The organism is Pseudomonas sp. K5002 (genome assembly GCF_013386655.1).
GTDB lineage: Bacteria > Pseudomonadota > Gammaproteobacteria > Pseudomonadales > Pseudomonadaceae > Aquipseudomonas.
The window spans coordinates 1-13,904 of sequence record NZ_JACARK010000295.1 but is presented as its reverse complement, the minus strand read 5'-3'; the positions used below and the strand labels follow the sequence as shown (position 1 = coordinate 13,904).

The 13,904-nt window shown below is 60.6% G+C and carries 15 protein-coding genes; 8 read left to right on the top strand and 7 right to left on the bottom strand.

The annotated features are described in order from the left end of the window. Nucleotides 1-976, bottom strand: a 976-nt coding sequence (locus HX846_RS15195) for a diguanylate cyclase (RefSeq protein ID WP_178965650.1), incomplete at its 3' end; no start/stop codon positions are given. A gap of 150 nt (nucleotides 977-1,126) precedes the next feature. On the opposite strand from HX846_RS15195, the gene HX846_RS15190 reads away from it, so the two are divergent. The 3 genes from HX846_RS15190 to HX846_RS15180 all read left to right on the top strand — a co-directional run bounded on the left by HX846_RS15190 (nucleotide 1,127) and on the right by HX846_RS15180 (nucleotide 3,337). Continuing rightward, nucleotides 1,127-1,654, top strand: a complete 528-nt coding sequence (locus HX846_RS15190) for a GNAT family N-acetyltransferase (protein WP_178965649.1) — start codon at nucleotides 1,127-1,129, stop codon at nucleotides 1,652-1,654. Nucleotides 1,655-1,787: 133 nt separating this feature from the next. Then, entirely contained in the window at nucleotides 1,788-2,828 is a 1,041-nt protein-coding gene (locus HX846_RS15185; protein ID WP_003215199.1) for an alpha/beta fold hydrolase, read from the top strand. Continuing rightward, nucleotides 2,828-3,337, top strand: coding sequence for a cytochrome P460 family protein (locus tag HX846_RS15180; RefSeq protein ID WP_178965648.1), 510 nt, complete (start codon nucleotides 2,828-2,830; stop codon nucleotides 3,335-3,337). The genes HX846_RS15185 and HX846_RS15180 overlap by 1 nt, the downstream gene beginning before the upstream one ends. 99 nt (nucleotides 3,338-3,436) lie before the next feature. Here HX846_RS15180 and HX846_RS15175 read toward each other — a convergent pair whose 3' ends face one another. The 4 genes from HX846_RS15175 to HX846_RS15160 all read right to left on the bottom strand — a co-directional run bounded on the left by HX846_RS15175 (nucleotide 3,437) and on the right by HX846_RS15160 (nucleotide 8,165). Next, nucleotides 3,437-3,865, bottom strand: coding sequence for a molybdopterin-binding protein (locus tag HX846_RS15175; protein ID WP_134326728.1), 429 nt, complete (start codon nucleotides 3,863-3,865; stop codon nucleotides 3,437-3,439). A gap of 164 nt (nucleotides 3,866-4,029) precedes the next feature. Then, the gene (locus HX846_RS15170; protein ID WP_023658889.1) at nucleotides 4,030-5,439 is read right to left on the bottom strand and encodes an OprD family outer membrane porin; all 1,410 of its coding nucleotides are present in this window, start codon (nucleotides 5,437-5,439) and stop codon (nucleotides 4,030-4,032) included. 204 nt (nucleotides 5,440-5,643) lie between these two features. Beyond that, a complete protein-coding gene (locus HX846_RS15165) occupies nucleotides 5,644-7,053 on the bottom strand; it encodes an amino acid permease (protein WP_003215190.1) in 1,410 nt (469 codons plus the stop codon). A 77-nt stretch (nucleotides 7,054-7,130) separates the two neighbouring features. Further along, nucleotides 7,131-8,165, bottom strand: coding sequence for a histone deacetylase family protein (locus HX846_RS15160; protein WP_178965647.1), 1,035 nt, complete (start codon nucleotides 8,163-8,165; stop codon nucleotides 7,131-7,133). A 118-nt stretch (nucleotides 8,166-8,283) separates the two neighbouring features. Between HX846_RS15160 and HX846_RS15155 the strand changes: the two genes are divergently transcribed. Then, on the top strand, nucleotides 8,284-8,784 hold the full coding sequence (locus HX846_RS15155; protein WP_008436349.1) for an Lrp/AsnC family transcriptional regulator: 501 nt from the start codon (nucleotides 8,284-8,286) through the stop codon (nucleotides 8,782-8,784). A 139-nt stretch (nucleotides 8,785-8,923) separates the two neighbouring features. Here HX846_RS15155 and HX846_RS15150 read toward each other — a convergent pair whose 3' ends face one another. Next, nucleotides 8,924-9,961, bottom strand: coding sequence for an alpha/beta fold hydrolase (locus tag HX846_RS15150; RefSeq protein WP_177029149.1), 1,038 nt, complete (start codon nucleotides 9,959-9,961; stop codon nucleotides 8,924-8,926). A 153-nt stretch (nucleotides 9,962-10,114) separates the two neighbouring features. Between HX846_RS15150 and HX846_RS15145 the strand changes: the two genes are divergently transcribed. From HX846_RS15145 to HX846_RS15135, 3 genes are all read left to right on the top strand, one after another. Then, nucleotides 10,115-11,746, top strand: coding sequence for a sensor domain-containing diguanylate cyclase (locus HX846_RS15145; RefSeq protein WP_178965646.1), 1,632 nt, complete (start codon nucleotides 10,115-10,117; stop codon nucleotides 11,744-11,746). A gap of 122 nt (nucleotides 11,747-11,868) precedes the next feature. After that, on the top strand, nucleotides 11,869-12,045 hold the full coding sequence (locus HX846_RS39260; RefSeq protein WP_218645428.1) for a hypothetical protein: 177 nt from the start codon (nucleotides 11,869-11,871) through the stop codon (nucleotides 12,043-12,045). Between the two features lie 16 nt (nucleotides 12,046-12,061). Continuing rightward, entirely contained in the window at nucleotides 12,062-12,682 is a 621-nt protein-coding gene (locus tag HX846_RS15135; protein WP_008436344.1) for a LysE family translocator, read from the top strand. Between the two features lie 2 nt (nucleotides 12,683-12,684). Here the strand turns inward: HX846_RS15135 and HX846_RS15130 are convergent, their stop codons facing one another. Beyond that, nucleotides 12,685-13,389, bottom strand: coding sequence for a CerR family C-terminal domain-containing protein (locus HX846_RS15130; RefSeq protein WP_177009446.1), 705 nt, complete (start codon nucleotides 13,387-13,389; stop codon nucleotides 12,685-12,687). A gap of 99 nt (nucleotides 13,390-13,488) precedes the next feature. Between HX846_RS15130 and HX846_RS15125 the strand changes: the two genes are divergently transcribed. Next, the coding region (locus HX846_RS15125; protein ID WP_178965644.1) for a biotin/lipoyl-binding protein at nucleotides 13,489-13,904 on the top strand (416 nt) is incomplete at its 3' end.

Sequence of the window (13,904 nt, the reverse complement as noted above, 5' to 3'; positions counted from 1 at the left end):
TCAGCCCGGCGATGGCCTTGATCAACTGCTCGGCGATGTCCCGCCCGGTCTCCAGCGACGTATCCGGCAGCAGCACCGCAAACTCCTCGCCCCCCAGCCGCCCGTACACATCGGCCTGGCGAAACGATGCGCTGATCACCCCGCCGATCTGACGCAGCACCTGGTCCCCGGCCTGGTGGCCGTAGGTGTCATTGATGTCCTTGAAGTGGTCCATGTCCATCATCAGCGCGCACAACGGCTGCTGGTTATGCCGGCACTGTTCGTAGAGCAACTGCGCATGCTCGAAAAACGCCCGGCGGTTCATCAGGCCGGTGAGTTCGTCGGTTTGTGCGGCGCGGGTGGAGATGTTGTGGGCACGCTCCATTTGCCGGGTCAGGCGAAAGGCTTTTTCCAGGGCATCCGACAGCTTGCGCGTGGCGCCACCGACAAACGAAGAGAACACCAGCACCGCCAGGGCCATGCCGACTTGCATCGACGACGGTTGAAACAGCAGCCACAGGGTGCACGGCAGCAGTACCAGGCCCATGGAGACCAGGGTCATGTAGCGATAGGCCGAATAACACGAGACTGCGCTGACCGACATGCCCACGGTGAACAACATCACCAGGGCCTGGGACAGGCGGTCGTCGGTGGGCATCAGGACGAATGCGCCGATGCCCCAGACCCCGGCCGACAACATCAACGTTACCCAATAGCGCCGCTCCCAGCGCGCGGGGGTGCGTTCACTGTTGGGGCAGCGAAACCAGTCCATGAACATCCACACCCGCAGCAACGACGTCCCGGCCAATACCACCAGCCAGACCAGCATTACCCGGTGATCAAAACGTTCCCAGCACAGCCAGCACAGCATGGCGGCCGCCATATAACTGCCGAACACTGCAGAGAATGACTGGCGAAACAGCTGGTGCAATCGATCTGTTCGTACCTGCTCCTCGATGAAGCAATCCTGGTCCTGCCCACGCCCAAGGCCATTCATTTGGTCCGCCTGATCTTACTGCCGCGACAAAGTGCCATTGTGGCATCCTGCCAGTAGCCCTAACAACTGAATCAAGCGTGCTAGAGCGCCGAAAGCAGGATAAATATAGGTGAACACCTTCTCGCTCGCTCCAAGGATCAGAGTCCACCCATGAATACCCACCCGATTACCACCGAACGCCTGATTCTCAGGCCCGCAGCGGCCGACGATGTGGCCAGTGTATTTGCCATTTATGGCGATCCCGAGACCAACCGCTACAACCCGGCAGGCCCCTTTACCGATCTGGGCCAAGCCGAGGCCGCCCTGGCTCGCTGGCTGCTGCACTGGGCAGAACATGGTTTTGGCCAATGGGCGATTACTACACAAGAGGCGCCGGGCTGCGTGATCGGCTTTGGTGGCATCACCTTGTACCCCTACAACGACGTTGAGCGGATCAACCTGGGCTACCGCTTTGCGGTCAGCGCCTGGGGCCAGGGCTTTGCAACCGAGATTGCCAGGGCGGCGTTGCAGTTTGCCTTTGTCGAACTGGACCAGCCGCAGGTGTACGGCGTGGTGCGTCCGGCGCATACAGCGTCGATCAAGGTGCTGGAGAAAATCGGCATGCAGTACATCGATGAGCTGGACGATGTACCCGGTCAGGCGCCGAGCCTGGTGTATGTGGCCCGGCGGGCCCTCTGACCTTTGTATCGCAGTGTGTCCAAACACCGCTGCGATACAAAACCTTTAACCCACGGGTTTTCTCGAAACAGACGGGATACACAACTACGTTCAACTGTGAGCCAGGCACACCACCCGCCGCCGGAGACTCACCATGCACACACAGTTGAACACCCCACCCCGCCGCCTGATGGGCGCGTCGCTGCTGGCCTTTGCGCTGTTGCAGTTCGGTGCCCTCGGCGTCGCCAGTGCACAGGACGCGCAAGCACCGGCGGCTGCCAGCGCAACTGCCCACAGCGCGCTCGGCCCGTTGAAGCATGTGAAAGCCGGCTTGCTGGATGTGGCCTACGCCGAAGTCGGCCCGGCCGATGGCCCGGTGGTGATCCTGCTGCATGGCTGGCCCTACGACATTGACAGCTACTCCGAGGTAGCGCCGCTGCTGGCCGCCCAGGGCTACCGGGTGCTGGTGCCTTACGCCCGCGGCTATGGCGATACCCATTTCCTGTCGGCAAAGACCCTGCGCAACGGCCAGCCGGCCGCCCTCGCCGTCGACCTGATCGACTTCATGGACGCGCTGAAGATCAAGCAGGCCGTGCTCGGCGGCTATGACTGGGGTGCGCGCACCGCCGACATCGTCTCGGCGTTGTGGCCTGAGCGGGTCAAGGCGCTGGTATCGGTCAGCGGCTACCTGATCGGCAACCAGGCCGCGGGCAAGAACCCATTGCCGCCCAAGGCCGAGTTGCAATGGTGGTACCAGTTCTACTTCGCCACCGATCGCGGCGCCGCCGGCTATGCGAAAAACACCCACGACTTTGCCAAGTTGATCTGGCAGATCGCCTCGCCAAAATGGGCATTCGACGACGCCACCTTCGACCGCAGCGCAAAAGGCCTGGACAACCCCGACCACGTCGCCGTATCGATCTTCAACTACCGCTGGCGCCTGGGGCTGGTGCAGGGCGAGAAAAAATACGCTGCGCTGGAGCAGAAACTCGCCACCGCCCCGTCCATCAACGTGCCCACCATCACCATGGAAGGCGACGCCAACGGCGCGCCGCACCCGGCCGCAGAGGACTATGCCAAACGCTTTACCGGCAAGTACGAATACCGCCTGATCAGCGGCGGCATCGGCCACAACCTGCCGCAGGAAGCACCGCAAGCCTTTGCCAAGGCTGTGATCGATGCGGACCACCTGTGATGAAGCGCCTGCATCTTGCTGCACTCGTCGCTGCAACAGCTGCCGTGGTGGCCACCGCTACCGGGTTCGCCTTTGGCGGCCCGGCCACCAGCGAGCCTTCGCCGATCTACGGCGTGACCATTCCCGACGGCTACCGTCAATGGGAGCTGATCGCGCCGGCCCAGGAAGCCGACCCGCTGAATGAACTGCGGGGGGTGCTGGGCAATAAAGTGGCGCTCAAGGCGTACCGCGACGGCACGCTGCCCTTCCCCGACGGCACCGTGCTGGCGAAACTGGCCTGGAAACATGTGCAATCGCCGGAGTTCAAGACCGCGTCGATTCCCGGCGCGGCAACCACCGTGCAGTTCATGGTCAAGGATTCGAAAAAATATGCGGCGACCGGAGGCTGGGGTTTTGGACGGTTCATCAATGGCAAGCCGGTGGACCAGGCGCAGCATGAGACGTGCTTTGCCTGCCATCAGGCGCTGGTGAAGAACCACGATTATGTGTTCACCCGGCTGGCGCCTTAGCGCAATAGCCCTTTTCAACAACAAACGCCGTGGCAACCGGGCATCCCGTAGCAGCTGCCTCGCTTGGGCTCGACAGCTGCTACGTTGAGTGGGGTTTTATCAGGCCGGAACGCCCAGGATGATATGGGACGCCTTGATCACCGCCGTGGCGCTCACGCCCGGCTTCAACCCCAGCTCGGCCACCGCGTCGCGGGTCACGATGGAAAACACCTTCGAACCACCCGCCAACTCGATCACCACTTCCGCATTCACCGCGCCGTCATTCACGCTCAGCACCTTGCCTTCCAGGCAGTTGCGGGCCGACAGGCGGATGTCGCTGGACTCAGTCATCAACATCACCCACGGCGCCTTGATCAGCGCGACCGCTTCCTTGCCTACGGCAATGCCCAGGTTGCGGATGCTTTCCATGGTCACCACCGCCACCAACTGCTCGCCACCGGGCAGGGTCAACACCACTTCGGCGTTGACCGCGCCGTCCTGGACCTGGCTGACCTGGCCTTTGAATACGTTGCGTGCACTGACTTTCATGGGAACGGTCCTTTTCTTGACTTGTAGGTTAGGAATTGCCGCGCATGATTAAACGTTGCGTTGTGTAAAAACAACTATAGCGCCCTGCTCTGCCTGGAACCCCACGCCAATAAAGAAGGCCGCCCAATGGGCGGCCTTCATCTGGAGCAGTTACCGACGACTGATTAAAACAGCGCGTAGGTGTAGTTGAAGATCAGGCGAGTCTGATCCTGGTCGGCGGTGCCGGTGTTATGGCCGTGGTAGCTGCCGGTACGGAACGTAGTACCGAAGCCTTTCAGCGGGCCTTCCTGCACGACGTAATCAAGACGGAAATCGGTTTCGCGTTCCGACTGATCGCTGCCACCGGCAACCTTGGCCTTGATGTCGCTGCCGTTGAGGTAGGCAATCGAGGCTTTCAGGCCCGGCACCAGGGTTCTGAAGTCATACAGGTACTGACCGAAATTGACCTGCTCGCCCGCACGGGAGAACTGGCCAACCACCGCGTCGGTGAACAGGTAGAAGTCGGAACCGGCCGCGCCTTGGGCGGTTGGATCGGCGATGCTGCCCTGGTTGACCCAGACGAAGCCACCGTCATCACTCACGCCGATATGGCCGAGCATCAACTGGCTGCCGCCCAACTGATAGGTGAAGGCAGCACTGTAGGTTTTGTTGTCGACTTCACCGGCGTGCTTGGCATAGCCGCCGTTGTTGTTGAACGCATAGCCGGCCGAACCGTTTTTGCCGTCGCTGGTGCTGTCGAAATAACGCAGGTCAGTCTTGAACGACTGGTCATTGCCCAACGGCAATACGTGGACCAGGCCGAAATAGTTCTGTTTGTAGAAGTCTTCCAGGTTGGCGTAGTAGTACTGCAACGTCAGGTTTTTAGCGATGACGTTGTCAGAAGAACCAAACGGCTGGTAGTCGACACCACCGAAACGGAAGCTGTCGCTGTCGCGAGTGGCACCGGCCACGCTCAAGCCCGTGGAGTTGCTCGATGCACGACCTTCAGCCTTGTTCAGCTCGCCGCCGGTGAAGGTGACGTTGGGAATGTCCTTGGAGGTCAGGATACCGCCGTCAAAGGTCTGCGGCGCGGCACGGCTGTCGTTGGACACCAGGATCGGCAGGATCGGCGCCAAACCACCGCCCACGTGCAATTCAGTCTGGGAAATACGGAATTTAACGTTGCCGGCTGCGCGACCGAAGCTGTCAGCAGGCTCGGTGCCATTGTTCTTCACCGGGAAGAAGCTGTTGCCGTTACCCGACAGGCCATTGCCCGCTGCGTGGCCATCGCCACCGTCCAGACGCAACGCGCCGAAAGCCATCACGTCGAAACCTACGCCGACGGTGCCCTGGGTGTAACCGGATTTATAGTCGAAACGCAGTACTTGAGCCGCTTCCCGCAGGTCGTTCGCCGTGCCGGAGTGAACGTCGGCGTTGTAGTACATGGTGCGCGAACTGATCGAAGAATGACTGTCTTCGAGGAAGCCGCTATGGCCGTCACCCGTGCCGAGTGAGCCAAGACCAAAGCCGTCTGCGCTGGCGTGTTGTGCAAGGACAGCCGCCGTGATGGCCAACGCTAATGTAGAGAGTTTCATTTACTGCGCCCCTGTGAACATTATTTTTTTACTGTCCTTCGAGCGAATACCGTTGCGGCCCTGCAAACGCTGCGGATTGTGGCATGGGGCCGATGGCGCAGATTGTGAAATTTTTGTCATGTACCGATGAAAAAACCGTCATGAAAAGGCCGTACAAGCCGGCCTTTTTCGAGGGTTGAATGGCCTGCGGTTGTACGGCAACCGCTACTGCGCCGTGCGTTGATCAGGCTGGAGTCGGTGGCGAAAATGCGAGAAATGGTAGGCAACCGCCAGCCACATAAACCATGCAGGCATCACGCAAAGGGCCAGGCGGGTATCTGGGCGAAGTGCCAGCAGGCAAAGTACGAACGCCATGAAGCCAAGTGAAACCCACGCCAACGGCACGCCACCGGGCATTTTGTAGAGGGATTTTTCATGTAGCTCCGGGCACTTTTTCCGATAGGCGATGTAGGACGCCAGGATGGTCGACCAGGTAAAGATCACCAGGATCGCCGAAACAGTGGAGACGATGGTAAAGGCCGTCATCACTTCCGGGACTATAAACAGCAGCAACAAGCCCAGCAGCATCAGGAAGGTGGTAAACGCCAGGCTGATAAACGGCACGCTGTTTTTCGACAGTCGTCGGAATATCCCGGGTGCGTCTCCCAGGTCCGCCAGGCCGAACAACATGCGACTCGCCGAAAACACCCCGCTGTTGGCCGAAGAAGCCGCTGAGGTCAGTACCACGAAATTCACAATCCCGGCGGCGGCGGGAAAGCCGGCCACCAGGAACAGCTCGACAAAGGGGCTCTTGCTGGGCGACACCTGCTCCCAGGATGTCACCGCAATGATGCAGGCCAAGGCCAGCACGTAGAACAGGATGATCCGCAGCGGAATCGAGTTGATTGCCTTGGGCAGTGTCTTCTCCGGCGAACGGGTTTCGGCCGCCGCCGTGCCGATCAACTCGGTACCGGCAAACGAGAAGATCGCCATCTGGAACCCGGCAAAGAAGCCGAACACGCCATTGGGAAACGCCGCCTGTTTATCCAGCAAATGATTCAGGGAAGCCGTGACGCCGGTGGGCGACACAAACGAGCTGGCAATCAACACCACGCTCACACTGATCAGGGTCACCACGGCGATGATCTTGATGATCGCAAACCAGAACTCCACCTCGCCGAACAGCCGCACCGTCAGCACATTCAAGGCAAACAGGGTCAGCAGCATTGCAATCGCCGGTATCCAGGCCGGCACGTGCGGGAACCAGTACTGGAAAAAGCCCCCGACCACCACCGCATCCCCCACCACCGCCACGCTCCAGCTCAGCCAGTACGACCAGCCAAGAAAAAACGCCGCACGCGGCCCCAGGTAGGCACCGGCAAAGTCGGCGAAGCTCTTGAAGTTCAGGTTGGACAGCAGCAGCTCACCCATGGCGCGCATCACGAAATACACAAACAGCCCGATGATCATGTAGATCAGGATGATCGAGGTGCCGGACAGCGCGATGATCTTGCCCGAGCCCATGAACAGGCCGGTGCCGATCGCACCGCCCATGGCCATCAGTTGGATATGGCGGTTGTTGAGGGTGCGTTGCAAAGCGGGCTTTTCAATCAGCCCGGGCACGGTTGTTTTCATCACAAAACCTCTTGTTATGTTTTTGAGTTTTGGCAGAAAAAAGTCAGGCGTTGTTTATTGTTGGAATGGCATCGGGATCAGGCGTGTTTGTTCTCGAAACCGTGCAGCACGTTGACCGCGTTGATGCCGATTTCATCGACCATGTAGCCGCCTTCCATCACAAACAGCGTGGGCACGCCGACGCTGGCGATGATCTCGCCGATGCCGAGGAAGTCGCGGCTTTCCAGCAGGAAATGGCTGATGGGGTCGTCCTTGAAGGTGTCGACGCCGAGGGAAATCACCAGCACTTGCGGCGAGAACGTTCTGAGTTGATTGCAGGCGTCGAGCAACGCTTCTTTGTAGGTGGCCCAACCGGTGTTTTTCGCCAGCGGGTAATTCAGGTTGAACCCCTCGCCCGCCCCGGCACCGCGCTCGGCACTGAAGCCCGAATAGTAGGGATACGACACGGACGGATCGCCATGCAGCGAGACGAACATCACGTCATTGCGGTTGTAGAAGATGTTCTGCGTGCCGTTGCCGTGGTGGAAATCCACGTCCAGCACCGCGACCCGTTTGGCGCCTTGGGTGATCGCCTGTTGCGCGGCAATGGCTGCGTTATTCAGGTAGCAATAACCGCCCATGTATTCCCGTGCCGCATGGTGGCCCGGTGGCCGGCACAGGGCGAAGGCGCTGTCGTGGCCTTCATCAATCAATGCCAGGCCGGTGAGCGCGATATCAGCGCTGGTCTTCACCGCTTCCCAGGTGGTGCTGGTGATCGGTGAACCGGCATCCATCGCGAAAAACCCGAGCTTGCCGTCGATGAATTCCGGCACCTGCTCATTGGCCAGGTCCCGCACCGGCCACACCAGCGGCAAGGCGTCATGGGCACGGCCAATCGCCGTCCATTCGGCCCAGGCGGTTTCCAGGAAGGACACGTAGCGTTCGCTGTGGGCATTGACGTAACAGGCCCGGTCGAACGTGCGCGGCACGATGATATCGCCCAGCCCAACGTGCTTGACCCGATCACGCACCGTGTCGGCGCGGCTGGGTTGTTCGAAGGACGGCTTGAGCACGCCATCCTTGAGTTCGGTGCCATGGTGCAAACGATGAGAGTCGCTGAAAACAGTCAACATGAAAGAAATCCACCCGTGAAAGACAGGTGATTATTTTGTTCTGGCTGCGGTGGGCTTTCTTTGCTTTTACGTGCGCCGATGCTAGCGTAATCGGGAATTTTTACCCCAAAGAGCCGCCATGAAGAAAAATAAAACTAGACAGGTCGCACTTGACGACACCGATCTCGCCATCCTCGCCTTGCTGCAGGAAGACGCGAGTATTTCCAACGCCGAACTCAGCGAGCGCCTGTCACTGAGCCTCACCCCATGCTGGCGACGGCGCAAGCGGCTGGAGGAGGAAGGCGTGATCAAGGACTACCAGGCCAACCTCGATCGCAAGATGCTGGGCCTGGAGATCATGGCGTTTGTGCATGTGCGGTTTGCCGTGCATTCCGACCATACGCCAGAAGACTTTGAGGCCGTGATCAAGGAGCTGCCGCAGGTGCAGTCCTGCCACAAGATCACCGGGGATGCGGATTATCTGCTGCAGGTGCTGGCGGAGGATCTGGATGCCTACAGCGATTTTGTAGAGAGCGTGTTGCGGCGGCAATTGGGGATTGCGTCGATTCAGTCGAGCCTGGCGTTGCGGGAGGTGAAGGCGACAAGTCGGGTGGCCATTCCGGGGCGGGTGGGGAAGTGATCCAATGCAAATACCATTGTGGCGAGGGAGCTTGCTCCCGTTGGACTGCGTAGCGGTCCTGTCGTTGGAGGCGCTTCGCACCCCAGCGGGAGCAAGCTCCCTCGCCACAGGCTGTGTGTTGTCCGAAGATATCTGACGGCTAGTGCAGTGACTGCTGCAGAAACTCACTGATCAAGCTGAGGACCTGCTGCTGGATCTGCGGCTTGGGACGAGCACCCTTGGCATCCAGGCAGATAAAGCCTTCGCCGGGGTCGCTCTGTTCAATCCGCTCCACCGCGCCCGGCTTGCAGATGGGCAGGAAGCTGAAGTGCGTGGCGTCGCTGATTTCCACGTAGCGCGAAGTCTTCTGCGGCAGGCGCTTGGCCAAGTCGGCCGACTCGAGTGCGGCGGGCAATTCCGGCGACGGTGTGCCCGCCGCAATCACCAGCGTGGGGCGGTTCAGCGCCGCGAGGCTGGCATCGCTGAAGCCGCGGGCGAATCCCAGGTCCAGGGAAACAATGGCCGCCACGCGCGGGTCGCTCAAGTCACCGGCCAGTCGCTGCCTCGCCTGCTCGGTGCGACCAACCTCAAGTTGTTCGTAGGCCTTGCAAGGGGCAATTTCCGGATGCAACTTGCAGTCCTCGGTAAAGCGCTGCGGATCAAAGCGGGCACCGCCGACTTCGAGTGCGGTCCAGCCACCGAGGGAGTGCCCGACGACGGCGATCTTGCGTTGGGCCACCGCGCCGAAGCGTTTCGGCTGGGCAATCACGGCATCAATCACCCGATGGATATCCAGGGGCCGTTTCCACAGCTCGGAAGCGGCCGGCTGTGTGCGGTCCTTGCTGGTGGTGCCGGGGTGGTTGGGCGAGGCGACGATGTAACCCTGCCCGGCCAACGCGCTGGCGAGCCAGGACTGGTTGATCCAGTTGCCGAAGATGCCGTGGGAGATCACCACCAGCGGATGCTCGCCGGCAGCCGGTGCAGCGTCCTTCAAGGCCGGCGCGCCGACAAACACCGGATTGTCAGCAATCAGTTCTGGTGTGCCGGAAGCATGGGTCGGGTACCACACCGCCACCTGCAACGGCCTGCCGTGCTCCGCGTCGGGAATCACTATTTCCTGGAAGCCGATCCGAACCTCATTGGCCTGGGCCAGACCGGTTACAACCGTCAACAATAGCGCAGCACACAGCGTTTTCATCCTTGAGTTCCCTAAGTGGCTAAGCGCCATATTCTGGCATGGCCGTCATGGGAAAGCAGGTGGAAAATCAATGCGCGTATAAATCATCAGGCTATGGCAACTATCCGAATGGTACGTCTACCATGTAGTCACACTCCTTTCAGATAGTCCCCAATGATCAAAGCCAGCCTGCGTAGTCACCTGACCCTCTGGTTTGCCGGTTTGTCGCTGCTCACCCTGGTGAGCGTAGGGTTCTACGTTGGGCACATCGCTACCGAGCAACTGAAACTGGCCAGTGGCAATGCCTTGTTGAGCACTGCCCGCTCCACCGCCGCGCTACTGGCGGTGCAGCTGCGTGAACGCCAGCTCGAAGTGTCGCTGCTCAGCCGCGCACCGCTGTTCAGACGGGGCAACCTGGACGATCCGGACATACTGACCTCCATGGAACAACGCACCCAGTCCCGCGCCGAGTACGCGTGGATGGGCGTCGCCGACACCGAGGGGCGTGTGCGCCAGGCGGTGAATGGGCTGCTGGTCAACCAATCCGTAACGGCACGGCCCTGGTTCCAGGCCGGTTTGCAGGGCAACTACACCGGCGATCCCCACGAGGCGGTATTGCTTGCCAAGCTGCTGCCGGGCTCCAACGGTGAGCCCTGGCGCTTCATCGACTTTGCCGCACCGATTCGCAATGCCGGGGGCCAGGTGATCGGCGTACTGGGGGCTCACGCCCACTGGACGTGGGTGACACAAATTGTCGAAGCGGCCAAAGGCAATACGCCGGACATCGAGGCGCTGATCATCGACAACGACGGCAAGGTGCTCTACCCGGAACAACTGGCCGGCCAGCAACTGCCCCAGGACCGCCTGGCCAATGACACCGGCTGGTCGGTCGACAACGGCTACGTGACCAGCGCCGTGGCGGTGCCCAGCCCGTCGAATTCCAGCCTGACCTGGTACATCGTGATGCGCCAGCCGCTGGAAATCGCCCTGCACCCTGCCCGCGTATTGCTCTACAAACTGCTGCTGTTGGGCGTCATTGCCGCGGTGATTTTCGGCTTCGTGGCGTATTACCTGGCGTCGTACCTCAGCCGGCCCATCGAAGAGCTCGCGCGTTCAGCCAAGCAGGTCCAAAACCAACAGCCTGGCGCGTATTTCCCTCAAGACCATTTCGTACTGGAAATCGCCCAGCTCGGGCGCTCCATCAAGGGCATGACCCAATCGCTGCTTGGCAAAGAGCGCGAACTGCAGGACACCAATGCGTCCCTGGAAGCCACCGTCGCCCAGCGTACTGCCGCCCTCACCCAAGCCAATGCCGAGCTGTTGAACCTGGCCAGCCATGACGCCCTGACCGGCGTCTACAACCGTCGGCGCTTCGATGAAAAACTGGCGGAGTACAGCCTGCTGTTCCAGCGCAGCGGGCGCGCATTTGCCTTGCTGCTGATCGACGTTGATCATTTCAAGCGGATCAACGATACCCATGGGCATGCCGTCGGGGACGATGTACTGCGCCAGCTCGCGCAGTTGATTCAGGACGCCACCCGCGCCACTGACTTCGTCGCCCGTTACGGCGGTGAAGAGTTTGCGGTGCTGTTGCCGGAAATCGAAGCGCCGGACAGCCCGGATGTGGTGGCCGAGAAGATTCGCGCGGCAATTGCCGGAGCGTATTTCGAGACCGCTGGGCAGGTCACGGTGAGTATTGGCGTCGGGCTCGTTGAAGCGTCGGACAGCGACACCACAGTGCTGATCAAGCGTGCGGATCAGCAGTTGTATCGGGCCAAGTCGTCGGGGCGCAATCGCGTGGCGTGACGGTGTAGTGCGTCATGAGCCTTTCCAGAAAGCCACCACGCTCTTGATTAAATATCGACAGCCGCGCGCCCATGCCCGTAATCTGCCCCACGAACGATGAACACAACGTATGCAGGTCATCAATGGCTGAGGTGCTGGACCGTTTCAACCAATGGCTGGCTCGGTTCGGCAAGCGTTACGTTCATCTGGACTCGGGAGATGACGATTTCCATGGCTTTATCATCGATGCTGAACAGGTCGCGGCAACCATCGAACTGGCGCGTGTCGCCGGTATCAACGCCAGTCTTGAGAGTTTCTGATTTCAGGTAAATATCCATGTCCATCACCGACAACCTGCTCGCCTTCACCTTCGCCGCCACGCTGCTCACGTTGACGCCCGGACTGGACACGGCCCTGGTATTGCGCACTGCAACGGTGGAGGGCAAGCAACAAGCCTTGCGCGCCACCCTGGGTATCAATGCCGGCTGCCTGCTGTGGGGTGCAGCGGTGGCCTTTGGGCTGGGCGCGTTGATTGCCGTGTCCGAGGTGGCCTTCAACGTCTTGAAGTACTGCGGCGCGGCTTACCTGGCGTGGCTGGGCTTGAACATGCTGGTGCGTCCGCGCAGTTCGCTTGCGTCCGTCGAGGCCGATGGAAAGCCCGGCGCCAACTGGTTCCTGAAAGGCATGATGGGCAACGTACTCAACCCCAAGATCGGGATTTTCTACGTGTCTTTCCTGCCGCAGTTCATTCCCCAGGGGCATCCGCTGGTGGCGTGGACGTTCGGGCTGGTGAGCATCCACGTGGTGATCAGCCTGGCCTGGGCACTGATACTGATCGGTGCCACGCAGCCATTGGCCGGTGTGCTGCGGCGTGAAAAGGTGATCAAGTGGATGGACCGCACCACCGGCATGATATTCGTGCTGTTCGCGGCCCGGCTGGCCTTCAGCAAGCGCTGAAGTCAGCGCCGGTCCCGATGCCGTACCAGGCCTTCCAGGGTAAACCGCGCCTGCATCAGCACCACATCCCGCACCAGTTCCATTTCCTTCTGGCTCACTTCGGTCCAGTTCAAGGCGGAGAGCAGCTTGGGTTTCTGCACCCGAAACGCCAGGCCCTGGGTGAACAGCGCCATCGAGTGGATCACCGTGCGCTCGTCGTCAACGGCAAGGCCGGCAACGCGCGCGATCAGCAGGCGGATCACGTTGGCGATGCGCGCCTTGAAGCGTTCCTCGAACGCCATGGTCGCGCTTTCAGGGCAGAGCCCGGCTTGATGGCGATCAAGAAACGCTCGCCACGCGGTGGTCTGGGGACTGTCCTGGATCGTTGAAACCACCGCGCCGAGAATGCCCAGTGAGGCGTCGATCAACCTCTGATCGTCGACCCCGGGATCGGCCAGCGCACCTTCTGCGGCTTCAACGGTAGGCGCCATCTTTTGCCACAACAGCGTGATCAAGTGCTCGACGCATTCCAGATACACGCCTTCCTTGCCATCGAAGTAGTACTGGATCGCGGGCGCATTGACGCCGGCAGCATTCGCGATGTCTCGCGTGGACGCGCCGTCGTAGCCACGCTCGCCAAATACCTCGACAGCCGCCTCGATAATGCGTGCGCGGGTTTCTTCACCCCGCTGATAACCCCCTTCGGCGGCCGGTTTGTGTCGTGCCATGTGCCACTCCATTTTTTTAACGTAACCAAAATATACCAGTTGACAAAAATTCGCGAAAAAACGAATTTATTCCAACTGATATAAAACTGGAGTGACTTGATGTCCGCTGCACCTCCCTCTCCTCAGGTCATTCCTGAAACCACCGTCAACGGCCAACGTGGCAAAGCCCGACGGATTCTACTGTCACTCGCCGGCGTGGCGCTGTTGGCCGGGCTGGCGTGGGGCGCCTGGTGGTGGCTCACCGGGCGCTTTATCGAGACCACCGACGACGCCTATCTGCAAGCCGACAGCATCAGCGTGGCGCCGAAAATCAACGGCTACGTCGCCGAGGTGCTGGTGGCCGACAACCAGAACGTGAAGCGTGGCGACGTGCTGGTGCGCCTGGATGCGCGCAAATACCAGGCAGTGAGTGACGAAGCCTCGGCGACGATTGCGGCCCGCGAGGCTGACTTTGCCAAGGCCCAGGCCGACCTGGTGCAACAGGACTCGACCATCGCCGAAGCACGGGCCCAACT